The organism is Actinoplanes subtropicus (assembly GCF_000721705.1).
GTDB lineage: Bacteria > Actinomycetota > Actinomycetes > Mycobacteriales > Micromonosporaceae > Actinoplanes > Actinoplanes subtropicus.
Genome location: NZ_JOJL01000012.1, coordinates 24,991 through 47,361, shown reverse-complemented (window position 1 = coordinate 47,361; position 22,371 = coordinate 24,991). Strand labels below are relative to the sequence as shown.

The 22,371-nt window shown below is 69.7% G+C and carries 19 protein-coding genes; 9 read left to right on the top strand and 10 right to left on the bottom strand.

The window, feature by feature from the left end; all coding sequences use genetic code 11:
• Positions 1-19 precede the first annotated feature (19 nt).
• On the top strand, positions 20-676 hold the full coding sequence (locus tag IH26_RS0118440; RefSeq protein ID WP_211268679.1) for a TetR/AcrR family transcriptional regulator: 657 nt from the start codon (positions 20-22) through the stop codon (positions 674-676).
• Here the strand turns inward: IH26_RS0118440 and IH26_RS0118435 are convergent.
• The 5 genes from IH26_RS0118435 to IH26_RS0118415 form a co-directional block, all read right to left on the bottom strand.
• Positions 669-3,326, bottom strand: a complete 2,658-nt coding sequence (locus IH26_RS0118435; RefSeq protein WP_030437448.1) for a family 78 glycoside hydrolase catalytic domain — start codon at positions 3,324-3,326, stop codon at positions 669-671. The two genes, IH26_RS0118440 and IH26_RS0118435, sit on opposite strands and share 8 nt — an antisense overlap.
• Positions 3,327-3,331: 5 nt before the next feature.
• Entirely contained in the window at positions 3,332-4,609 is a 1,278-nt protein-coding gene (locus IH26_RS0118430; protein WP_211268678.1) for an MFS transporter, read from the bottom strand.
• A gap of 18 nt (positions 4,610-4,627) precedes the next feature.
• A complete protein-coding gene (locus IH26_RS0118425) occupies positions 4,628-5,431 on the bottom strand; it encodes an SDR family NAD(P)-dependent oxidoreductase (RefSeq protein WP_030437446.1) in 804 nt (267 codons plus the stop codon).
• A 68-nt stretch (positions 5,432-5,499) separates the two neighbouring features.
• The gene (gene uidA, locus IH26_RS0118420) at positions 5,500-7,242 is read right to left on the bottom strand and encodes a beta-glucuronidase (protein ID WP_030437445.1); all 1,743 of its coding nucleotides are present in this window, start codon (positions 7,240-7,242) and stop codon (positions 5,500-5,502) included.
• On the bottom strand, positions 7,242-8,444 hold the full coding sequence (locus IH26_RS0118415) for a glycoside hydrolase family 1 protein (RefSeq protein WP_030437444.1): 1,203 nt from the start codon (positions 8,442-8,444) through the stop codon (positions 7,242-7,244). The genes uidA and IH26_RS0118415 overlap by 1 nt, the downstream gene beginning before the upstream one ends.
• 109 nt (positions 8,445-8,553) lie before the next feature.
• Here IH26_RS0118415 and IH26_RS0118410 point away from each other — a divergent pair, with 109 nt between their 5' ends.
• Complete coding sequence (locus IH26_RS0118410) at positions 8,554-9,180, top strand: TetR/AcrR family transcriptional regulator (protein WP_030437443.1); 627 nt, start codon at positions 8,554-8,556, stop codon at positions 9,178-9,180.
• Positions 9,181-9,534: 354 nt separating this feature from the next.
• Here the strand turns inward: IH26_RS0118410 and IH26_RS0118405 are convergent, their stop codons facing one another.
• The 5 genes from IH26_RS0118405 to IH26_RS0118385 form a co-directional block, all read right to left on the bottom strand.
• Positions 9,535-9,957 carry a RidA family protein gene (locus tag IH26_RS0118405; RefSeq protein WP_030437442.1) on the bottom strand — a complete coding sequence of 141 codons (423 nt, stop codon included), beginning with the start codon at positions 9,955-9,957 and terminating at the stop codon, positions 9,535-9,537.
• 189 nt (positions 9,958-10,146) lie between these two features.
• On the bottom strand, positions 10,147-10,737 hold the full coding sequence (locus IH26_RS0118400; RefSeq protein ID WP_051808261.1) for a TetR/AcrR family transcriptional regulator: 591 nt from the start codon (positions 10,735-10,737) through the stop codon (positions 10,147-10,149).
• Positions 10,738-10,840: 103 nt separating this feature from the next.
• A complete protein-coding gene (locus tag IH26_RS0118395; RefSeq protein ID WP_051808260.1) occupies positions 10,841-12,826 on the bottom strand; it encodes an acetoacetate--CoA ligase in 1,986 nt (661 codons plus the stop codon).
• Complete coding sequence (locus IH26_RS0118390; RefSeq protein WP_211268677.1) at positions 12,823-13,272, bottom strand: cupin domain-containing protein; 450 nt, start codon at positions 13,270-13,272, stop codon at positions 12,823-12,825. Before IH26_RS0118390 ends, IH26_RS0118395 begins: the two co-directional genes overlap by 4 nt.
• A gap of 173 nt (positions 13,273-13,445) precedes the next feature.
• Positions 13,446-14,453 (bottom strand): fumarylacetoacetate hydrolase family protein, encoded by a 1,008-nt coding sequence (locus IH26_RS0118385; RefSeq protein ID WP_030437438.1) that lies wholly within the window; start codon positions 14,451-14,453, stop codon positions 13,446-13,448.
• Positions 14,454-14,604: 151 nt separating this feature from the next.
• Between IH26_RS0118385 and IH26_RS0118380 the strand changes: the two genes are divergently transcribed.
• The 7 genes from IH26_RS0118380 to hpaD are packed head-to-tail and all read left to right on the top strand — an operon-like array spanning position 14,605 to position 22,237.
• The gene (locus tag IH26_RS0118380; protein WP_084598908.1) at positions 14,605-15,882 is read left to right on the top strand and encodes an Nramp family divalent metal transporter; all 1,278 of its coding nucleotides are present in this window, start codon (positions 14,605-14,607) and stop codon (positions 15,880-15,882) included.
• 3 nt (positions 15,883-15,885) lie between these two features.
• Positions 15,886-16,671, top strand: a complete 786-nt coding sequence (gene hpaH, locus IH26_RS0118375; protein ID WP_030437436.1) for a 2-oxo-hept-4-ene-1,7-dioate hydratase — start codon at positions 15,886-15,888, stop codon at positions 16,669-16,671.
• Entirely contained in the window at positions 16,656-17,444 is a 789-nt protein-coding gene (locus IH26_RS0118370) for an HpcH/HpaI aldolase family protein (RefSeq protein ID WP_030437435.1), read from the top strand. Before hpaH ends, IH26_RS0118370 begins: the two co-directional genes overlap by 16 nt.
• Positions 17,441-18,895, top strand: a complete 1,455-nt coding sequence (locus IH26_RS0118365) for a fumarylacetoacetate hydrolase family protein (RefSeq protein WP_030437434.1) — start codon at positions 17,441-17,443, stop codon at positions 18,893-18,895. Before IH26_RS0118370 ends, IH26_RS0118365 begins: the two co-directional genes overlap by 4 nt.
• The gene (locus IH26_RS0118360) at positions 18,892-19,566 is read left to right on the top strand and encodes a GntR family transcriptional regulator (RefSeq protein ID WP_030437433.1); all 675 of its coding nucleotides are present in this window, start codon (positions 18,892-18,894) and stop codon (positions 19,564-19,566) included. The genes IH26_RS0118365 and IH26_RS0118360 overlap by 4 nt, the downstream gene beginning before the upstream one ends.
• 40 nt (positions 19,567-19,606) lie before the next feature.
• On the top strand, positions 19,607-21,145 hold the full coding sequence (gene hpaE, locus IH26_RS0118355; RefSeq protein ID WP_034215600.1) for a 5-carboxymethyl-2-hydroxymuconate semialdehyde dehydrogenase: 1,539 nt from the start codon (positions 19,607-19,609) through the stop codon (positions 21,143-21,145).
• A gap of 12 nt (positions 21,146-21,157) precedes the next feature.
• Positions 21,158-22,237, top strand: a complete 1,080-nt coding sequence (gene hpaD, locus IH26_RS0118350; RefSeq protein ID WP_051808257.1) for a 3,4-dihydroxyphenylacetate 2,3-dioxygenase — start codon at positions 21,158-21,160, stop codon at positions 22,235-22,237.
• The last annotated feature ends 134 nt before the right edge of the window (positions 22,238-22,371 follow it).

Sequence of the window (22,371 nt, the reverse complement as noted above, 5' to 3'; positions counted from 1 at the left end):
CGATGGGCGGGAGGCTTGGGTGTCGGGCGGCGGGCAACGGGTGGCAACCGGCCGGCAGGCGGGCCGGCCACCGCAGACCGAGCAGCAGAAGGCGGCGATCCGGCGCGAGATCGCCCGGCAGGCGGTGCGGCTGTTCCTGGCCAAGGGCGTGGCCGCAACCTCGGCGGAGGAGATCGCCGCCGCGGTCGGGATCTCCGTGCGCAGCCTGTGGCGGCACTTCCCCAACAAGGAACACTGCGTCATGCCGCTGCTGTCCGAGCCGCTCGCGGTCACGGCGGAGGCGCTGCGCCGGTGGCGCCCCGGGGGTGACGCCGACGAGCTGTTCGAGGCCATGGTGCGGCAGACCGCGGACGCGATCGCCGCCGACCGGATGGGCGCCGACATCCCAGCCCTGCTCGATCTAGTGCGGCTGACTCGCACGGAGCCCGGCCTGCGGCTGGTGTGGATCCACTCGGTCGACGACGCCGAGCCGGTCATCGCCGACGCGCTCGCCGGCCGCGCCGGCCTGCCCGCCCCCGATCTGGCCATCCGGGTGTACGCCGCCGCTTTCAACGGCGCACTCCGGGCTGCGATGGAGCACTACGCGTTCACCACCGAGCCGGCCGAGGCCGACCCGGACGGCCTCCGCGCGACCGTCCGCGACGCCATGGTGATCGCGGCGCGCGGTCTCAGCTGAGCCGCCGGGCGGTGTTGAAGGTGCCGCCCCTGACGGTTTCGGTGGTGCCGTCGGGGAACACGATGCTCGCGGTCGTGGCCGGCGGCACGTCGACCGCGAGGCGCAGCTCGCGGCCGTCCGTTTGCCAGGACACGCGGATCGTGCCGTGCGGGGTCTCGTGGGTGCCGGCCGCCCAGGTGAGCGACGGATGAAGGACGGGGGCGACCACGAACGACTGCCAGCCGGCCGAGCCGGGCGCCTGCCGCAGCCCGAGGGTGTGGGTGTGCAGGAAGCGGATCACGGCGCCCTTGCTGTAGTGGTTCAGCGAGTCGTGGGCCGTGCCGTTCGCGTCGATGCCCTCCCAGTCCTCCCAGATCGTCGTAGCGCCGCGTTCGAGCATGGTGAGCCAGGACGGCGCGGTGCGCTGAAGGAGCAGCTCGTACGCGAGATCGGTGTGCCCGGTGTCGGCGAGCACGGGCAGCAGGTCACCGGTCGACAGGAAGCCGGTCGTGAGGTGCGTGCCGGCGGCGCGGACCAGCTCGGCCAACCGCTCCGCGGCGGCCACCCGCAGGTCGTCGGGGACGAGGCCGAAGGACAGTGCGCGCACGTAGCTTGCCTGCGTGTCGCCGCTCGTCCGTCCGTCGGCCCCGAGGAACTCGGTCTGCCACGCCGCGCGGACGCGGTCCGCGGTCTCGGCATACCGGGCGGCGTCGTCCGTGTGGCCGAGCAACCGCGCGACGCGGGCGAGCGTGGCCGTCGAGCGGTAGAGGTAGGCCGTACCCACCTCGCCCTTGTCGGCCAGGAACCAGGCCATCGGGTTGGTCTTGATCGGATCGATGAGCGTCCCGTCGGCGGCGCGCGGCTTCGGCTCCGCCCACTCTCCCCAGTGGAACGTGCCGTCCCAGAGGTAGCGCTCGTGCGGCCGAGGCTCGGCCGAGCGTTCCACGCGGGACGGGTGCCGGGCCGTGGCGGCCGCGCCGAGCGCCCATTGCACCCAGCGGACCATCGCCGCCCAGTTCTCGGCGAGCACCTGCCGGTCCCCGTACGACTCGTAGAGCTCCCACGGAACCGCCACGATCGCGTCGCCCCACCCGGCGGATCCGGTCATCGCGGCGAACTGATCGTCGAGGTGGAGCTTGATGCGGCGCCCGTCAGGCGAGAAGTTCGTGATCCGGCCGTCGGGCAGCTGGTCGTCGCGGACCGAGCGCAGCCACTTGCGGCTGAAGCCGAGCACGTCGTAGAGCCGCGTCGCGGTCGGCACGAAGATCTGATAGTCACCGGTCCAGGCCAGGCGTTCCCGGGTCGGGCAGTCGGTCGGGACGTCCACCGCATTGCCCCGGAAGCTCCACTCGGCGATCTCGTGCAGCCTGGTGAGGTCGTCGTCGCTGCACGCGAACCTGCCGGTGCGCCGCAGATCGGTCTGCACGACCCGCATCGCCAGGCTCGCCGCGTCCAGCGGCGCGCCGTCGCGCCGGATCCGGGCGTACCGGAAGCCGTGCACCGTGTGCCTCGGCTCGAACGTCTCCTCGCCGCCGGCGGAGACGACCTCGTCCCGCTGCATGAAACTGATCGGCGCCTCGCCCGGAGCGCCGTGCGTGTCCAGGTGCGCGGTCGACAGATCACCGTCGGCGCCGACGTACTCGCCGTAGTCGATCACAGTGCGGGTTCCGGCCGGGCCGAGGTCGGTCAGCGTCACCCACCCGGAGGCGTTCTGCCCGAAGTCCGCCACCCAGGCGCCGTCCCCGACCTTGTCGACCGACACGGCAGGACGGGTCTCCACGACCCGTACCGGCGGCGCCGGGGACCACTCGACCGGCGGCGCGGTGACCCGATCCACCAGCACCGGCCGCTGGGCGCCCGGGCCGGCGAAGAAGTCGACCGTCTGCCCGTCCATCAGATCCGCCCGGGTGATCGCCGATCCCGCGCTGGTCCAGCCCCGGTCGGTGCACACCACCTGGCGGGAGCCGTCCCGGTACGCCAGGTGCAGCTCCGCCCGCGCGCCGAGTTCCGTGCCCCAGCCGGCGGGCCGCCGGAACGCGCCGACCTGGCCGCGGTACCAGCCGTCGGACAGCAGGATCGCCAGCCGATTGAGCCCCGGCCGGACGGCGGCGGTCACGTCGGACGCCTGCGCGTAGAGCGTACGGTCGTACGAGGTCGAACCAGGCGACAGCTCGGCGGAGCCGGCCCGCTCACCGTTGACGAACGCCTCGTAGACACCGAGCGCGGTCGCATACAGCCGGGCGGAGACGACCTCGCCCGTCGCCTCGAACGCCGTCGCCAGGGTGTGTGCAGGCCGTTTCCCGTAGCCCGGATCGGTGGTCTCGACCGGCGAGATCCAGCGGGCCTGCCAGTCCCCGTCGAGCAGGCCCGTCTCGAAGGTGCTCCACGGCGACCAGTCCGACGCGACGCCGCCGGGGTCGGTGACCCGGACTCGCCACGTCACGCGTTGACCGCTGCTCAGCGGCGTCCACGGCCAGGACACGTAAAGGTGGTCCGGGTCGCCCCGGCGGGTCGCCGACCGGGCCTCGCCGTCGACGGTGGCGGCCAGCTCGTACGCGGTCTGGCGCCCGCTGCCGGGCGGCAGCTTCCAGGACAGCCGAGGCGCCGGCCCGGAGACGGCGAACTGGTCTCCGCCGCTGTCGATCCGCAGGTCGTAGGGGGAAGGGCTCATTCAGATCACCGCACCGACTTGACTTTGCACAGGACGATCAGGCCGCCGCACAGGGCCAGCACGGCCCCGGACAGGTAGAGCAGGGTGTAGTTCTTCTCGGCGCCGGCCGCGCCGATCGTGATGATCAGCGGGGCGATGAGCGGGGCGACCGCGCTGGGGATCTTCTGAGCGAACGCGACGACGGCCATGTACCGCCCGGCCTGCGTGCGGTCAGGCAGGATGGCGAAGACGATCGCCTGGTCGACCGCGGCGAAGACGGCGATGGCGAGCTGCATCAGCACCGTGCCGACGATGAGCCGCGGCAGCGAGTGAGCGAAGGCGTCGACGCAGGCGCCGGCGACAAACAGCGCCGCGCCGATGAACGAGAACAGCCGGCGGCGGCGGAGTTTGTCGGAGAGGAAACCGCCGGCGATGGCTCCCACGGCGGCCGCGAGCACACCCAGGATCCCGATCGAGGCGACCACCCCGGCGACCTCCCGCACGGGCAGGTCGAGCCGCTGGGCGTAGAAGAACGTGCCGAAGGTCGTGTTGAGATACAGGCCCAGGAAGAAGACGAAGCGGCCAAGCCAGTTCCAGCCGAAGTCCGGGTGCTTCCGCGGATCGAAGACGAAGCCGGCGAACAGTTCCTTCGCGCCCATCCGGGTGGCGGGCACGAATTCGCGGGAGCCGGCCTCAGGCCGCAGAATCGGCAGGAGCACCAGGAGCACGGCGCCGATCGCCCCGGGCACCAGGAAGACCAGGAGCGTGCTCGACGAGACCACATACGCGATGCCGATGCCGACCACCGGGCCGATCTGGGTGGCGAGGCTGGTGAGGGCCGACACCCGGCCGCGCTGCTCCTCGGGCACGATGTCGGCCTGCAGGGTCTGCACGGCCCCGCCGGCGGTCGCCCAGCCGATCATGCCGAACACCCAGCCGAGGCCGATCAACGGGATCGTCGGCGCGGCGGCGACCAGGAGCAGGGCGACCAGGCCGAGGGCCGCGCCGGCCAGCATGAACGTCCCGCGCCGGCCGAACCGCGACCGGGTTCGGTCGCTCCACATGCCGATGAGCGGGCTCAACGCGAGATAGATCAGCTGCGCGGTGCCGGTGACGTACCCCAGAACCTCCTCGTTGTCCGGCGCGAGCTCGGAGATGCGTAGCGCGAGCGCGTACGTCAGGGGGACCAGCAACGCGATGGAGCCGCCGAAGCTGGCGGCCATCAGCAGGGCGACGTGGCTCCGGGTGACCCGCCGCAGCGGCGGGGTCGAGAGGACCGCCGGTTCGAGGCTGACTTCGGCCACGAGGGCCTCCTTCTTCAGTCAGGCGGTGTCGCCGCCGTCGGCGAGCAGCGTGCTGCCGGTCATGAAGGTCGACAGGTCCGACGCGCAGAACAGGACCACGCGCGCGATGTCGTCCGGGACGCCGACCCGGCCGACCGGGCCGGTCAGCATGAGCGGCGTCGGTACGTCGCCGGCCGGCACGCCCGCCTCGGCGGCCGCGGCCATGGTGCCTTCGGTGGGAACGAAGCTCGGTGCGACGCCGAGTACCCGGATGCCCAGCGGGGCGAGCTCGAGGGCCATCTCGCGGGTGATGCCGCGGACGGCGTGCTTCGAGCCGACGTACGCGGCCAGGCCCGGCGCGCTGCCGCGGAAACCGGCGGTGGAGACGATGTTCACGATGACCCCGCCGCCCCGCATCCGGCGGGCCGCCTCCCGCGTGCCGGCGAACACACCGCGGGCGTTCACCGCGAAGACCCGGTCCCAGGTCTCGTCGGTCAGGTCGAGCAGGGGGACGCTCGGGAAGACGCCGGCGTTGTTCACCCAGATCTCCAAGCCGCCGAGATCGGTGACGGCACGCTCCGCCACCGCGGCGACGGAGGCGCTGTCGGCGACGTCCATGGCGGCGCCGATCGCCCGTACGCCGTGGCGGCTCGCCAGGTCTTCGGCGACGACCCCGGCGAGCCCTTCGTCGAGGTCGCCGATCACCAGGTCGGCGCCGGCCTCGGCCAGGCGCGCGGCGATCGCTCGGCCCAGTCCTCGGCCGCCGCCGGTGACGACGGCGCGCCGGCCGGTCAGGGCGGTCAGCTCGGCCAGGGATCTGCCCGCTACATCAGCGGTGGACATAAGAGATCTCCTTCTGCAGGGGGAACCGGCGGCGCGGTCGGGGGGCCGGGAACCGCGCCGCCGGCGGTTCAGCGGCTGGGCTTGCCACCGTCGAGCCCGCGCCAGCGGCGGCGCAGCTCCTGAGCCGCGGCCTTGGGCCGGCGGTCGCGGGTGAAGACGCCCTTGCGGTTGCCGTCGACCCGGTGGATGCCGTGCGAGGTCTGGAAGTCGGCGAAATTCCAGACGTGCTCGCCGACGAACTCGTCGATCCGGTCGAAGACGCGGTGGTTCATCGCCAGGTAGGCGGCCTGGTACTCCTCGGTCCACGGCGTGTCCCACACCGCGTGCAGGCCGGGCATGGTGTCCGCGCCGTACTCGGACATCATCACCGGCTTGCCGAACGTCGCGACCCAGCCGCGCAGGTCGCCCTCCAGGTACTGCTCGGCGGCGGCGAGGTCGCCGGCGGCGACGTACCAGCCGTAGTAGCGGTTGATCGACAGCACGTCGAACAGGTCGGCGATCTTGTCGTTCTGGAAGGTGGCGAACATGACCACGGAGTAGGTCAGCGGCCGCGTCGGGTCCAGCGTGCGGGCCAGCTCCACCAGCGGCTGGAAGTACTCGCGGGCGCCGTCCTCGTTCGACGCCGGCTCGTTGGCCAGGCTCCACATGACGACGCTGGGATGGTTCTTGTCCCGGGCGATCAGCTCGGTGACGGCCCGCGCGTGCGCGGCCCGCGTCTCGTCGCCGAAGGTCTCCGGGGAGAAGGTCGGCCGCGGCGGCGCACCGGTCAGGCCGGAGACGATCGCCAGGTTCAGCCCGACCGCGGCGGTCTCGTCGATGACCACGATGCCGTGCCGGTCGGCGAAATCCAGAACCTCCTCCGCATACGGGTAGTGCGAAGTGCGGAACGAGTTGGCCCCGATCCAGTTCATCAGCTGGAAGTCGTGCACCAGATAGGCGTCGTCGTGCCCCTTGCCCCGGACCGGGGTGTCCTCGTGCTTGCCGAAGCCGGTGAAGTAGAACGGCTCCCCGTTGATCAGGAACTCGGCGCCGCGGACCTCGACGGTGCGCACCCCGAAGGGCTGCTCGTAGACGTCCCGCCCGTCGATCTCGGCGACCAGCGTGTACAGGTAACCCGCGCCGGGCCGCCACCAGATCGGATCGTCGATCTTGGCGACACCGTTCTCCCCCACGGCGACCTGCGCCCCGGTGTCGTCGAGCACGCGCACCCGCACCTCGGCGTCGGCACTGGTCGCCACCTCGTAGGAAACCGTGCCGTCCAGGGCCGTGACCACCGTGACGTCGGTGATGTGCACCTCGGGCACGCTGTGCAGCCAGACCGAGCGGTGCAACCCGGCGTAGTTGTAGAAATCGTGCTGGTAGCTCTGCCTCGGGCGGCCGTCCTGGCCCATGGTGACCGTGCCCGGCGGGATGGTGACCTCGGTGAGCTCGTTGTTCACCCCGATGGTCAGCCGGAACTCCTCGCCCGCGCGGACCAGGTCGGTGACGTCGGCCTCGAACGGCGTGTAGCCGCCGGCGTGCTCGGCGACCGCGATGTCGTCGACGTAGACCCGGCCCCGGTGGGTGGCGGCGTCGACGCGGACGAAGACGCGCTCGCCGGCCCAGCCCCGGGGAACCCGGACGGTGCGCTGGTACCAGACCCAGCCGACGTGGTCGCGGATCGCCGGATCGGTGAACAGGTCGTTGTAGCTGGCCGGCACGGCGGCCTCGAGGGTCCCGTCGAGCGGACCCCCGGCGTAGTCGAGCGAGAAGCGCCAGAGGCCGTCGAGGTTCAGCTGCTCGCGGGTCGCGGTGGGTCGGGGCCTCAGCATCACAGTCCGTTCCGCCGGGCGACGCCGCCCAGCCAGGCGAGGCTCGGCTTCGGCGTCCGCACGAACGTCTCGCGATCCACCGCGATCAGCCCGAACGTCGGCCGCCAGTGCCCCCACTCGTAGTTGTCCAGCAGGCTCCAGTGCTGGTAGCCGCGCACGTCGACGCCGTCGGCGACGGCCGCCGCCAGGTGCTCCAGCGCCACCGAGGTGTAGGCGACGCGCCGCTCGTCGTCCGCGGTCGCGATGCCGTTCTCGGTGACCATGATCGGGATGCCGCCGGTCGCCTCCCACGTGTGCCGCACGGCCAGGCCGAGGGCATCGGGCCGGTACGCCGTGCCGACGAGCGTGTTGTCCGGGTGCGGCGGGTGTGCCTCGATGCCCTCCGCCGTGACCCACTGGCTGGAGTAGGACTGCACCCCGACGAAGTCGTCGCCCTTCGCGCCGTCCAGGTACAGGTCCTCCCGTACGTACTGGAGCTCCTTCAGTTTCTCCTCGCCACCGGGGCGGGCGATCAGCGCCTGGCTCGCGATGCTCCAGCCGACCGCGGCGCCGGTCCGCTCCCGGACGATCTCCCGGACCGCGTGGTGGGCCTCGACCAGGCGGCGCCCGATGCCCGGGTCGGGGTCGGGCAGCGGCGCCCGGCCGTCCTTGTCCTCCAGCGTCGGGCTCTGCCACTGCTTCTGCCGCTCCGGATCGGCGGCCAAGCGGGCCATCATGGTCATCAGGGCGAGCATGTTGGGCTCGTTCATGGTGCAGACCCAGGGCACCCCGTCCAGGATGGTGGTCACCGTCTCGGCGTACGAGCGGAACCGGTCGACCGCCCGCCCGCCCGTCCAGCCGCCCTCGGCGGCGAACCAGCGCGGGTTGGTGAAATGGTGCAGCGTGACGACCGGCGTCAGGCCGAGCCCCAGCGCCGTGTCGATCATGCGCCGGTAGTGCGCCAGCTCGGCCCGGGAGACCAGGCCCGGCTCGGGTTCGACGCGCGCCCACTCGATGCCGAACCGGTAGGAGTTCAGGCCGGCCTCGGCCAGCAGGCGCATGTCCTCGGCGTACCGGTGATAGCTGTCGCAGGCGTCGCCGCTGCGCTCCATGCCCGGCACGGCGCTCTCCGCCTGCCAGAAGTCGCTGTTGAGGTTGTTGCCCTCGACCTGGTGCGGCGCCGTCGCCGCACCCCAGAGAAAACCGACGGGAAACGTGGTCATGATGGTCCTCCGTCATGCGGATGGATGGGCGTGCCGTGCGACGCCCGGCCACAATAACTGCAAAATTTGCAAGCTTGCAATATTGGCAGCGAAATTGGAGGGTAGAGGCATGACATCGGAGCCCGGCCTGCGGGAGCGCAAGAAGGCGGCGACGCGGGCGGCACTCAGCCGTACGGCGTGGTCGATGATGCTGGAACAGGGCTTGGACGCGGTCACCCCGGAGAGCGTCGCGGCGGCGGCCGACATGGCGCCGCGCACGTTCCGCTACCACTTCCGCAACCGGGAGGAGGCGATCCTCGACGAGTTGGCCCAGCAGCAGCTGACGCTGGCCGCCCGGCTCCGGGCCCGCCCGGCCGGGGAGCCGATCTGGGACGGTCTGCTGCGGGTCCTACCCCAAGCCGTCACCGAGATCGCCGGCAACCGAACCGAATTCGCCACGCTGATGCGGGCAATCGTGGCGAACCCCACGCTGCTGGCCGAGAACCTGCTGGTGCTCGACCGCAGCCGGGTTTCCCTGGCCGAGGTGATCGCCGAGCGCACCGGCACCGACCCGCGCACCGACACCTACGCCAACCTGCTCGCCGGCGCCGCCATCACTGCGATAAGCACCTCGATCACGCACTGGGCGCGGCCGACGACCGACGCCGCTCTGGCCGACCTGATCCACGACTCCCTGACGCGGCTCCAGGCCGGCCTACCCGCGCCCGACCCAAGCCCGAGTCGCCCGCCCGAATGACGGCTGCCCCCGCAGAGCAACGCCTCGAGTACGCGGCCGAGGTACGCCACCGGCTCGTGCTACGTCACAGTCGTCACGAGCCTCTCACCCGGCTGATCGCCGGCACCTCGAGGTCACCGCGACAGCGAAGAACCAAGGAACACGGCGGCGTCCTTGAAGCCAGCGCCTCCGTCACCGGAACCCACGACGGCCGACACACCACCGGCGCCAGCGTTGTAGCCCTGCAGTCATTCCTGGACCCTCTCGGTCCGAAGGCTGCACATCAATCTCAGCCGGGCGCTTGAGCCGACCGCCACGGGACGGGCAAGAATCGGGTCATGGCGCGGAGCGCCAGGTGGGCGGCAAGCCGTTGCGTCATCTCGGCGATGCCTGGACGACGGCCAGTAGATCGCAGTGGATGAGCGCCGCACCATCCAGCCGGGCGGCGAGCGATTGGCGCGCGGGACGGCTCGCGGGGTCGGGGAACATCGCGAGCCATTCACGGTTGAGCGCGTCTCGGTCGTTCCGGTCGGCGAGGTGGAAGGTCATCTTGAGGATGTCGTCCGTTGTGCCGCCTGCCGCTTCGAGCAGCGCGCGGACATGGACGAACACGTTCGCGCACTGGTTGTCTGGGCTCGCTGGCATTTCGCCGGTCGCGGGATCGCGGCCGGTGATCGCTCCTGAGCACAGGAAGGGCCCGATCATGCTGGCCGCGGGGATGGGGTTGGCGTGTGTGAAGCCGGGAATGTGGACGCTTATCCGGCCCGGCCCATGTGCACCCACTTCGGTCTCCTCCATGGTCGCATCGCCACGCCCATCCGCTCACCAGACCTCAAGCGCTCCCATCGAATGCTAGGCGAACCGATACGAAACGTCTAGTGTCGAATGCCTGCTTCGGCTCGCTGCCGTAACTGGGCCGGCGCTGGTCGAGCCAGGGCACGAGAATCTGCGCAGAAGACGAAGCACGAGCTCAACGCGTCCGGAGTGTCACTGCTTCGCGATGCCTTCAAGGGCAAGATCGAAGCCGGCCGCCATGGATTCAGCGTCGAACGAGCCCTCCTGGAAGAGCAGCTTGAAATAGATCGGCGCGTACACGCGCTCGGCAATCTGGTCCGGGTGACGGTCGCTCCGGATGGAACCCTCGGACATTGCCCGCTCGATCAGACGATTCACCAGTTCGCGACGCGGGCGCCAGAAGTGCTTCTTGAACTCCTCGAGCGTCGGCGGGTCGTACTGCGCCTCGGCGATGAGCTGGGCCATCAAACGACCCTCGTGGCCGCCGTAGAGGGCTGCGAGGGCCAGGATGTGCTCGCGGAGGGCGTCAACCGCGGGTAGGTCCTCACGCAGCGGCGTGGCAAGGATGTGGTTCTCGAGGAACGTGTCGATTACCACGGCAGCCTTATTCGGCCACCACCGGTAGATCGTGGTCTTGCTGACGCCGGCTTCCCGGGCGATCCGTTCGATCGATAACTGCTGGAGGGACATCGACCCGGGTTCGCGCTCGTCGAGCAGCTTCATCGTTGCGTCCAGGATTGCCTGGCGACTTTGTTCGCTCCTGACTGCCACAGCCAGAAGCATAGGGATTCTTCCGGTCCGACACGAAGCCAGGGCTCCTGGATCTCCGGAGTTTCCGACCCGCGTACATGGGGAACCCGGGCGAAACGTTCCCGAACGAAACGCGTCAGCCCCTTGCGCGAGCCCTTGCCGCAGCGGCGGCGAAAGCGGCGTACTTCTGCAGGAGCGCGGGGTCGTCGACGGCGTCGAGGTCCACCACATCGGCGAGGGCCGCGCCTTGCAGGAGTCGCTTGACAGGCACTTCGAGCTTCTTGCCGGTCTTCGTGTGCGGCACCGCCGGCATGACGACCAGGTCGTCGGGAAGGTACCGGACCGAGAGGTTTGACCGGATCGCCTTCTCCACCGCCGCCCGCGCGCTCTCGTGGTCGGTACCCGGGCTGAGCTGGATGAACAGCGGCATGTAATAGGCCTCCGGCCCCATCTCGGCACCGACGACCATCGCCTCGGCCACCTCGGGGAGCGACTCGACGACGGCGTAGATGTCCGCGGATCCCAGGCGTATGCCGTTGCGATTCAACGTGGAGTCGGACCGCCCCAGGATCTGGATGCCCTTGTCCGAGATCGTGATGAAGTCACCATGCCGCCATACGCCTGGATACGTCTCGAAGTAGCTCGCCGCGTACCTGGCCCCGTCCTCGTCGTTCCAGAAGTAGAGCGGCATGGAAGGCATCGGCGCGGTGACGACGAGTTCGCCCGTCCCGGGCGTGGGCCTCCCTTTGTCGTCCCATGACTCGACCTTGACGCCGAGCGCCGGCGCCTGGATGTAGCCGACCCGCACAGGCTCGGTGGGTGCTCCGCCGACGAAGCAGCCGGCGATGTCCGTCCCGCCGCTCATCGAGACCAGCCAGACGTCCCCAACGTTCCGGTAAACCCACCTGAAGCCGTCGACGGACAGCGGGGAGCCGGTGACCTGGATCTCCCGCAGCGACGAGAGGTCATGGTCCGCCTGGGGGACGAGTTCCGACTTGCCGCAGGCGTGGAGGAAGCCGGCGCCGACGCCGAGCACGGCAGCCCGGGTGGCGGCCGTCACCTCCCACACCCGGTCCAGCGACGGGTAGGTGGGGTTGCCGTCGAGCAACACCGGCGTGGCGCCGACGCCGATCGACGAGACGAGCGAGTTCCAGACGACCCAACTCGTCGAGGCGACGCTGAGGTAACGGTCGCCGGGGCGCAGGTCGCCGCCGAAATAGAGCATCTGTAGCTCCTCGAACAGCGCTCCGCCGTGGCCGTGGACGATTCCCTTCGGGATACCGGTGGTGCCCGAGGAGAACAGCACCCACAGCGGGTGGCTGAACTCCACGTCGACGAAGTCCGGCTCCCGCCAGGAGCCCACGGCCTCGGACCAGTCCACGGCCGCAACGCCCGCCTGGTCGGGACAAGGCGTCGCGGCGCGGTGGCTGACCCAGATGACCTCAACCACGCCGGGCAGTTGTGCAAGCACGTCAGCGATCTCGGGCCGGCGGTCACGTTCCTTGCCGCCGAGCCGGTAGCCCGGAGCGGCGATGACGATCTTCGGACGCAGTTGCTGGAACCGCGAGACGATCGCACCGGGCCCGAACTCCGGCGCGCACACCGACCACACCGCTCCGATGGAGGCGGCGGCGAGCAGCCCGACCATGGCCTCCGGGATGTTGGGGAGCACCGCGACGACGCGATCCCCGGGCGTCACTCCGAGAGAGCGCAGGTGCGCGGCCAGGGCCCCGACCTCGCCGCGCAGGCGGTCGAACGACCACTCCTCGGTTGCCCCGTCCTCGGAGACCGCGACGATCGCGGCGCCCGCGCGTCCCGCAAGCAGGTGGCGTGCGAAGTTGACCGTCCGCCCGGGGAACCAACGGGTTCCGGGCATCCCGGCGCCGTTGGTCACCGGCCCCGGCGCCCCGCCGAGGCGGATGCCCGCCCACTCTGCGAACGCGGCCCAGAACGCGTCCGGCTCGTCGACGGTCCAGCGCCAGAGTCCCTCGTAGCCAGGCCGGAGGTGCTGGCCGCGCTCTCGTACGAAGGCGGCGAACCGCTCCGTCTGGGCGCTCTCGATCGTCTCCGCCGACGGCCGCCAGATGATGTCGCCGTCGGCCGCGAAGTCGTCGACGATCACGCCGGCGAGGAGGCCTGCGCCCCCGTGCGCTGGGCGGCGATCTCGGCCGGACTGATCGGCTCGGTACCGATCAGGACGAAGGCGACCCGGGCGATCCTGTCCGTGCGGTTCGACCAGGCGTGGGCTGTGGCGCGCTGAACCGCCACGTCGCCGGCCTTCAACGTCACCTCACCCTCGTCGACGATCAGAGTGATCTCGCCGTCGAGGACGATCGCGTAGTCGAGCGAGTCGGTTCGGTGGAACCAGAAATGCTTCTGGTCGGCGCCGTCGTCGCTCGTCACCCGCTCCTCGTGGCCGTCGATCTCATCGAAGATCGTGTCCCCCGCGTTCTTCGGGTAGCTGGCGTCCGGCGGGAAGTCGGCGACACGGAAGACCGTCTGGCCGGGCGTCGGGAAACCGATGTTCTCGATGGATTCGGCGGGTGCGCTGTCATCGTGCGTGACCATGTCGATCTGCGGAGAGGCCGTAAACCAGGCGACGGATGCACCGAATCCGGCGATGGCGGCGGAGCGGAACGTGTTGGGCGCCGGCCCGTCGGAGAGGATGACCGCTCGGCCTCGGTCATCGTGGCCCGTGACAACGCGCCGGACCGGCGGGCGGGGCATGATCGACGACATGCTCAGGCCTCCTCGAAGGGGAACGGCTGCGGGGTCGGCCACCAGGACGCGGACTCCTTGCTGGCCGAGATGGGGTTGCGAAGGATCCCGACGCGCTCCAGCTCGAGCTCGAGCACATCGCCGGGCTGCAGGAACTTTCTCAGCTCGACGCCCGCGCCGAACGCCATGGTGCCGGAGCCGATGAGGTCGCCGGGCTGGAGGCCGTCGAACTGCGAGACGTACGAGACGGTTTCCTCCGGCTTCCAGATGAAATCCTCGACCTTGGTATCGGACCAGACCGCGCCGTTGACGCGCACCTGGCCGGTGAGACCGATGACCGACGGGATCTCGTCGAGGGTGACGATCCAGGGGCCGATCCCGTAGGCGAAGTCCTTCGAGTGCTGCGCCCCCATGCCGATCGGGCTCTCCAGCACCTGCACGTCGCGCAGGGACCAGTCGTTGAAGATCGTGATACCGAAGACGTGCCGGAACGCGTCCTCCGGCGTGACGTTCCGGCCCGGCTTGCCGATGATGAAGCCGATCTCGAGCTCGTAGTCGAGCTGTTCGGTGATGTCGGGGTACGGGATCGTCTCGTTCGTTCCGTAGATCGTCGCCGTCGAGCCCTTGAAGAACCCCGGCCGCTCGTAGACGGCCCGCGTCGGGACGGACTTCATGACGTTGCCGAAGAAATTCTTGATGTGCCCGTTGAAAGTCAGGCTGTCCCGGATCACCGGCGGCTTGATCGCGGCCTTCCAGGTGACCTCTGCGATCGGCAAGGAGGCGTCGTCAGCTGCCTTGAGCGCCTCGTGCGCCGCCTGGAGGAAGAAGTCGCCGGTCGAGATGCCCTGAGTGAGGTCACGGAAGGTCGCGTGGGCGAGGTGCCGTGACCCCTCGACCGTGGCGCCGCCCTTCTGAAGCGCGAGGGCGTACGCCTTCTTCAGGTCGATGACCCTTGCGTTCTCCGGCTCCGCCGCCACGACCCGGGGCTCGGCGCCGTCCGGGCCTTGGACCTCGATCCGTCCCAACTTCATGGGTGACTCCCTTTCGGTTGACCTGGCCACACTATACGGTACGGCCCGTATCGGTTCCTAGTCACTCTTCCCGGATCTCATTCGATACGCTACGTTCTGAACCGCATCTACGATTTCATATACGAGAACCGGACCAGGAGGGAGGGCCACCATGACGGTTCAGGAAGAGGTCCAGGCGACTGCTTGGCCGACAGAGAAACGCGGCCGGTCGTTCAACGGTGGACACTTGGTCCGGCTGATGGGGCCCGCGTTCGTCGCGTCGATCGCGTACGTGGACCCTGGGAATGTCGCGACGAACCTGACCGCCGGTGCCCGGTACGGCTTCTTGCTCGTATGGGTGCTGCTGCTGGCGAATATCGCCGCCGTGGTTGCGCAGTACCTGTCCGCCAAGCTCGGGATCGTCACTGGCCGCAGCCTCCCCGAGCAGATGCGGGCGCGCCTGTCCGGCCGCTGGCGGCTGCTGTACTGGGCCCAGGCCGAAGTGACCATCGTCGCGACCGAGGTGGCCGAGGTGATCGGCGGCGCCCTGGCTCTGCGGATCCTGTTCGGCCTCCCTCTTGTCCTGGGAGGGCTGATCGTCGGTGCCGTCTCCTTCGGGATGCTGGCGCTTCAATCGCGCCGCCGGCAGCGGACGTTCGAAGCTGTGCTCATCGGCATGCTGGCCGTCATCGTGATCGGTTTCACCTCGGGCCTGGCGGTCAGCCACGTCGACTGGCTCGGCGCGCTGGGTGGTGTGGCACCGCGCTTCTCGGGGACCGATTCGGTGCTCCTCGCTGCCGCGGTCGTCGGTGCCACCGTGATGCCGCACGCGATCTACGCGCACTCCAGCCTCGCGCGTGACCGCCACTGCGCACCCGGCGTCCCCGTACCCTCGGGGCTGGCCGACAAGCTGCTCAGGGCGACTCGCTGGGACGTCGGGTCCGCTCTCGCTGTGGCCGGGAGCGTCAACCTCGCCATGCTTCTGCTGGCCGCCGCGGCCCTGCGAGGCATCGGGGATACGGATACCCTCCAAGGGGCCGCGAGCGCGATGACCGCCCATATCGGCGCGGGCGTCGGCCTGGTGTTCGCGGTGGGCCTGTTGGCGTCCGGTCTGGCGTCGACGACGCTCGGCGGCTATGCCGGGTCCGAGATCATGGCGGGCCTGCTGAAGGTCAGCGTGCCTGTCATCACCCGACGGGTCGTGACGATCATCCCCGCCCTGGTTGTGCTCGCCACCGGCGTCGACCCCTCTCGGGCCTTGGTGCTGAGCCAGGTCGTCCTGTCCATCGGCATTCCGCTGGCATTGATACCCCTCATCCGCCTGACGGCAGACCGCGAGGTGATGGGCTCCTTCGCCAACCGAGCCGCCCTTCGCATCGCCGGAACGGTCGTCGCCCTAGGGATCGTCACTCTCAACCTCCTCCTGCTCGTCCTGACGCTGAAGGGATAACCCATGCTCGGACCCTCCCAGATCGAGAGCATCGCCGACGAGTTGCTCGAGGCGGACCGAACGCGCTCGGTCGTTCCGCTGCTGACCGCTCGCTACCCCGGCATGACGGTCGAGGACGCCTACGCCGTCCAGGCGCTCTGGGCCCGGCGTCGAGCCGACGCCGGGCATCGGGTCGTGGGCCGCAAGATCGGTCTGACGTCGAGGGTGATGCAGGCCGCGACCGGCATCACCGAGCCCGACTACGGCGTGATCTTCGACGACATGGTGTTCGAGAACGGCGCCGTCGTGCCCTTCGCCAACTACTCCAACGTACGGGTCGAGGTTGAGCTCGCATTCGTCCTCGACCAACCGCTCGACGTCCCGCACTGCACGGTCTTCGACGTTCTGTCGGCGACCAGATACGTCGTCCCTGCGCTGGAGATCCTCAACTCGCACATCGAGCTGAGCGGCAGAACGATAGTCGACACGATCAGTGACAACGCCGCCATGGGCGCGATGGTCCTGGGCGGTCGCCCCGTCGCCGTCGACGCGGTCGACCTGCGCTGGGTGGGCGCCCTGCTCTATCGCAACCAGACCATCGAGGAGACCGGCGTCGCCGCGGGAGTGCTCAATCACCCCGCGAGCGGCGTGGCCTGGCTGGCGAACAAACTCCAGCACCATCAGACCAGCCTCCGGGCCGGCGACATCATTCTGGCCGGCTCCTTCACCCGTCCGATGTGGGTCGAGCGCGGCGACACCGTCCACGCTGACTACGGAACGCTGGGGGCGATCACGTGCCGCTTCGCTTGAGCCTCGACCCGACCTTCCGGCAGGCGCTCGCCGCGACCGACCGCCCTCTCGTCGGCATCTGGGTCTGCAGCGGCAGCCCGCTCGTCGCGGAGATCTGTGCCGGTAGCGGCGTGGACTGGGTGCTCGTCGACGCCGAGCACAGCCCCAACGGCCTGGAGTCCATCCTGGCCCAGCTCCAGGCGGTGCACGGGCTCCCGGCGACGCCCATCGTCCGGCCTCCGGTCGCGGACGCCGTGACCATCAAGCAGTACCTCGACCTGGGCGTCCAGAACCTCCTCGTACCGATGGTCGATACGCCCGAGCAGGCGGCGGAGGTGGCCCGGGCGACGTCCTACCCACCCGAGGGAATCCGCGGCGTCGGAAGCGCCCTGGCCCGGGCCTCCCGATGGAACCGGGTGGACGGCTACCTCGCGACGGCGCGCGACACGCTGTCGGTCTACGTCCAGATCGAGAGCGCCACGGCGGTCGCGAACGTCGACGCCATCGCCCGGACGCCCGGCATCGACGGCATCTTCGTCGGCCCCTCCGACCTGGCCGCCTCGATGGGCATGCTCGGCCAGCAGGACCACCCCGACGTCGTCGACAGCGTGCTGCGGTGCATCGCGGCCGGCCGCCGCGCGCACACCCCCGTCGGCGTCAACGCCTTCGCCCCCACACTCGCGCGGCGCTACCTGGCCGCCGGCGCCGACTTCATCCTCGTCGGCGCCGACGTCCAGTTGCTCGCCCGAGGCAGCGAGAAACTCGCTGCTGACTACATCAAGGAGATGCCGTGAGCGCTCTGGAGCCTCCGGGGAAGGTCATCGCGCTGCACCTGAACTACCCCTCCCGCATCGCCCAGCGAGGCCGCAAACCCGCCTACCCGTCCTACTTCGTCAAGCCGACCTCGTCCGTGTCCGCCAGCGGCGACGTCATCGAACGGCCTCTGGGCACCGAACTGCTGGCCTACGAGGGCGAGGTCGCCCTCGTCATCGGCCGGCGCACCCGGCGCGTCACGCCCGAAGAGGGCTGGGCCGCCGTCTCCGGCGTCACCGCGGCCAACGACTGGGGCGTCTACGACCTGCGCACGGCCGACAAGGGAGCCAATCTTCGCAACAAGGGAGGCGACGGATTCACCCCGCTGGGCCCGCGAGTCATCGCCGCGGCGGCCATCGATCCGACCGCACTGCGTGTGCGGACCTGGCTGAACGGTCGCCTCGTCCAGGAGGACACCACCGCTGATCTCGTCTTCCCGTTCGGGGTGCTGGTGGCCGACCTCTCTCAGCTCATCACTCTGCAGCCCGGTGACGTGATCCTCACCGGAACACCGGCAGGGTCCTCGGTCGCCGTACCGGGCGACGTCGTCGAGGTCGAGGTCGACGCGCCCTCGGCTCCCGGCGCGCCCTCCAGCGGCCGGCTCGTCACCCGCGTGGTCGAAGGCACCACGCCGCTGCCGCCCTACAGCGCCCAGCCGGTCGTCGACGACATCCAGCGGATAGAGGCCTGGGGGGACGCCGAGTCCGCCGGCATCACCGTGCCCGCCAAGGGCTCGCTCAGCGAGCAGGCGCGTGACGCCCTACGCCGGTGTGCGGTCGCGACCGTCAGTGCCGAGTTGCGCAGGCGGGGCTACTCCCACAGCTCCGTGGACGGCGTCCGCCCCCTCGCTCCAGGCACGAAGCTGGTCGGGACTGCCCGTACCCTCCGGTTCGTCGCCCACCGCCCCGACCTCTTCGAGTCCCACGGCGGCGGCTACAACGCCCAGAAACGCGCATTCGATTCTCTGAAGTCCGGCGAGGTGCTGGTCATCGAGGCTCGTGGTGACGCATCCGCGGGAACCGTCGGCGACATCCTCGCGCTGCGCGCCAAGACCCTCGGGGCCGCGGGAATCGTCAGCGACGGACCAGCACGAGACGCCGCCGCGGTCGCCGCGATCGGCATCCCGGCTTTCGTTCAGGGAGCCCACCCGTCGGTCCTCGGCCGCCGCCATGTCCCCTGGGAGGTCGATGGCACGATCACCTGCGGCGGCACGACCGTACAACCCGGCGACGTGATCGTCGGGGATGACGACGGCGTGGTCGTGATCCCGCAGCATCTGGTCGGGGAGATCGCCGCAGCGGCCCTCGAGCAGGAGAGGCAGGACGCGTGGGTTTCCCAGCGTGTCGCCGAGGGGCAGCCCGTCGACGGGCTGTTCCCGCCCACCGGCACCTGGCGTGAGCGCTATCAGGCCTGGAGCGAGGTGCAGCCATGACGGAAAGCAAGACCGAGCGGGCCTACCGCTTCATCAAGGACCGCATCGAGGACGGCCGTTTCTCCCCCGGCTACCGCCTGGTCCTCGACGTCATCGCCAAGGAGATCCAGACCAGCACCGTGCCGGTACGCGAAGCGGTGCGGCTCCTCGAGGCAGAGCAACTGGTCACGTTCGAGCGCAACGTCGGCGCGCAGGTCGCCTTCATGCACGAGCAGGAGTACCGCTACACCATGCAGACCCTCGCGGTCCTGGAGGGCGCCGCGATCGCACTCTCCGTCGGCCTGATCGACGCTGACCGCATCCGGCGGGCCAGAGCGATCAACAAGGAGCTCAGCGCCGCGGTCACCGACTTCGACCCCCGTCGCATCACCGAGCTGAACCGCGACTTCCACACCGCGCTCTTCGAGCTCTGCCCCAACCCGCACGTCCTGGACCTGGTCCACCGCGGATGGAAGCGACTCACGCTGCTGCGCGACTCGGTCTTCGGGTTCGTGCCCGGACGGGCACGCCAGTCCGTGCGGGAACACGAGGCGCTTCTTGTCCTCCTCGAGTCGGGCGCCTCACCGCTCGAGGTCGAGGTCGCCGCCCGGGGGCACCGCACCAACACCCTGGAGGCGGTTCTCGCCTACCAAGAACAGCACCATCACACAGCGGCCGCCCGCCCCGCGTAGCCACCGGCCACCCCCGAATCGACGTCACCAGGAGACTGCCATGCCCCAACAGGTCCCGGATCACCTTCCGGCCCGCCTCCAGCACTTCATCGACGGCAGGTTCGTCGACAGCATCGACGGGGAGACATTCGACGTCCTCAACCCGACGACGAACGAGGTCTATATCTCGGCGGCGTCAGGCAAGCGGACCGACATCGACCTCGCCGTCGCTGCCGCCAAACGCGCCTTCGCCGACGGTTCGTGGCCGAGGATGCTCCCCCGGCGGCGCTCGCGGATCCTGCACCGGATCGCGGATCTGGTCGAAAGTCAGGACCAACGCCTGGCCCGGTTGGAGACCTGGGACACCGGGCTGCCGATCACCCAAGCCCTTGGTCAGGCGCAGCGCGCGGCGGAAAACTTCCGCTTCTTCGCCGACCTTGTGGTCGGCCAGGCCGACGACGCCTACAAGGTGCCCGGCAGACAGGTGAACTACGTCAACCGCAAACCCAAGGGCGTCGCCGGCCTCATCACGCCGTGGAACACCCCGTTCATGCTCGAATCGTGGAAACTCGCCCCGGCACTGGCCACCGGCAACACCGTCGTGCTCAAGCCGGCGGAGTTCACCCCGCTGTCGGCCTCGCTGTGGGCCGGGATCTTCCGCGAAGCCGGCGTTCCGGACGGCGTCTTCAACCTGGTCAACGGTCTCGGCGAGACCGCCGGCGACGCCCTCGTGAAGCATCCCGACGTACCGCTGATCTCCTTCACCGGGGAGAGCCGCACCGGACAGATCATCTTCGGCAACGCCGCTCCCTTCCTCAAAGGCCTCTCCATGGAGCTGGGCGGCAAGTCCCCGGCCATCGTCTTCGCCGATGCCGACCTCGAGGCGGCGCTCGACGCCACCGTCTTCGGTGTCTTCTCCCTCAACGGCGAGCGCTGCACCGCGGGCAGCCGCATCCTGGTCGAGCGCGCCGTCTACGACGACTTCGTCACGGCCTACGCCGAGCGCGCGAGAAACGTCGTCGTGGGCGACCCGGGTGACCCCCGCACCGAGGTCGGCGCTCTGGTTCACCCCGAGCACTACGACAAGGTGATGAGCTACGTCGAGATCGGCAAGCGCGAGGCCCGCCTGATCGCCGGCGGTGGCCGGCCGGCCGGCCTTCCTCCCGAGCTGGCCCATGGCAACTACGTCGCCCCCACCGTCTTTGCCGACGTAAAGCCCGACGCCCGCATCTTTCAGGAAGAGATCTTTGGACCGGTCGTCGCGATCACCCCCTTCGACAGCGAGGAGGAGGCACTTACTCTCGCGAACGGCGTCAAGTACGGCCTGGCCGCCTACATCTGGACCAATGATCTGCGCCGCGCGCACAACTTCGCCCACGACGTCGATGCCGGGATGGTCTGGCTCAACTCCAACAACGTCCGCGACCTGCGCACCCCGTTCGGCGGCGTGAAGGCCTCCGGACTGGGTCACGAGGGCGGCTACCGCTCCATCGATTTCTACAGCGACAGCCAGGCCGTCCATATCACCCTCGACGACTCCCACTCCCCACGCTTCGGCAGGGGGCCCGGGGCCGCCACGTCCTTCCGCACCGACAAGTAAAGGAGCCGAGACATGCCCGTCGTCACCCACCCCTCGCCACTTCCTGAGCCACCGTTCGACATCGTCCGGTGCGCCTACATGGAACTCGTCGTGACCGACCTCGCGGCGTCGAAGAAGTTCTACGTCGACGTGCTCGGACTCGTCGTCAGCGCGGAGACAGAGGACGCGTTCTACCTGCGGTCGATGGAGGAGTTCATCCACCACAACCTCGTGCTGCGGCAGGGTCCGGAGCCCGCTGTCGCCGTGTTCTCCTACCGCCTCCGCAGCCCCGAGGAGTTGGACAAGGCCGAGGCGTACTACCGAGGCATCGGCTGCGAAACCCGCCGCAAGTCCGACGGCTTCGTGAAGGGGATCGGCGACTCCCTCCGCGTGGTGGATCCGCTCGGCTTCCCCGTCGAGTACTTCTACGACATCGAGAAGGTCGAGCGTCTTGCCTGGCGGTACGACCTGCACACACCGGGCACGCTGGTGCGGCTCGACCACTTCAACCAGGTGACGCCGGACGTTCCGCGGGCCATGAAGTTCATGGCGGGTCTGGGCTTCCGGGTGACCGAGGACATCGAGGACGCCGAAGGAACCGTCTTCGCCGCCTGGATGCGCCGCAAACCCACCGTCCACGACACCGCGATGACCGGCGGCGACGGCCCTCGGATGCACCACGTCGCCTTCGCTACCCACGAGAAGCACAACATCCTGGCGATCTGCGACAAGCTGGGCGCCCTGCGGATCTCGGACGTGATCGAGCGTGGTCCCGGCCGCCACGGCGTCTCCAACGCCTTTTACCTCTACCTTCGCGACCCGGACGGACATCGGGTGGAGATCTACACCCAGGACTACTGGACCGGCGATCCTGACAACCCGCTCGTGACGTGGGACGTCCACGACAACCAGCGCCGCGACTGGTGGGGCAACCAGGTCGTGCCGTCCTGGTACACCGAGGCCTCCCGGGTGCTCGACCTCGACGGCAACCTGCAGCCGCTCGTCGAGCGCACCGACGACTCCGAGATGGCCGTCACCGTCGGCGCCGATGGTTTCTCCTACACCCGCGAGGGCGACACCCAGCACGGCTTCAAGCTGGGCAACCAGCTCTGAACCGGCCCCCGGGCACGCCGGACACTCCGGCGCCGGAGGGGTGGCTGACCGGCGTCAGACACCCCTCCCGCCTGCCGAGCAGACCGCACGGGCGCGTCCTGGCGGCGTAGGTCCTTGTCGTCTCGTACGCAGAC

Bases quoted from the DNA above. Each gene is read 5' to 3' on its own strand.
- IH26_RS0118425 (WP_030437446.1), bottom strand. From the start codon at position 5,431: ATGTCCACCGCTGATGTAGCGGGCAGATCCCTGGCCGAGCTGACCGCC.
- IH26_RS0118405 (WP_030437442.1), bottom strand. From the start codon at position 9,957: ATGGAGGAGACCGAAGTGGGTGCACATGGGCCGGGCCGGATAAGCGTC.
- uidA (WP_030437445.1), bottom strand. From the start codon at position 7,242: ATGCTGAGGCCCCGACCCACCGCGACCCGCGAGCAGCTGAACCTCGAC.
- IH26_RS0118380 (WP_084598908.1), top strand. From the start codon at position 14,605: ATGACGGTTCAGGAAGAGGTCCAGGCGACTGCTTGGCCGACAGAGAAA.
- hpaD (WP_051808257.1), top strand. From the start codon at position 21,158: ATGCCCGTCGTCACCCACCCCTCGCCACTTCCTGAGCCACCGTTCGAC.
- hpaE (WP_034215600.1), top strand. From the start codon at position 19,607: ATGCCCCAACAGGTCCCGGATCACCTTCCGGCCCGCCTCCAGCACTTC.
- IH26_RS0118415 (WP_030437444.1), bottom strand. From the start codon at position 8,444: ATGACCACGTTTCCCGTCGGTTTTCTCTGGGGTGCGGCGACGGCGCCG.
- hpaH (WP_030437436.1), top strand. From the start codon at position 15,886: ATGCTCGGACCCTCCCAGATCGAGAGCATCGCCGACGAGTTGCTCGAG.
- IH26_RS0118360 (WP_030437433.1), top strand. From the start codon at position 18,892: ATGACGGAAAGCAAGACCGAGCGGGCCTACCGCTTCATCAAGGACCGC.
- IH26_RS0118435 (WP_030437448.1), bottom strand. From the start codon at position 3,326: ATGAGCCCTTCCCCCTACGACCTGCGGATCGACAGCGGCGGAGACCAG.
- IH26_RS0118400 (WP_051808261.1), bottom strand. From the start codon at position 10,737: ATGCTTCTGGCTGTGGCAGTCAGGAGCGAACAAAGTCGCCAGGCAATC.
- IH26_RS0118390 (WP_211268677.1), bottom strand. From the start codon at position 13,272: ATGGTCACGCACGATGACAGCGCACCCGCCGAATCCATCGAGAACATC.
- IH26_RS0118385 (WP_030437438.1), bottom strand. From the start codon at position 14,453: ATGAAGTTGGGACGGATCGAGGTCCAAGGCCCGGACGGCGCCGAGCCC.
- IH26_RS0118410 (WP_030437443.1), top strand. From the start codon at position 8,554: ATGACATCGGAGCCCGGCCTGCGGGAGCGCAAGAAGGCGGCGACGCGG.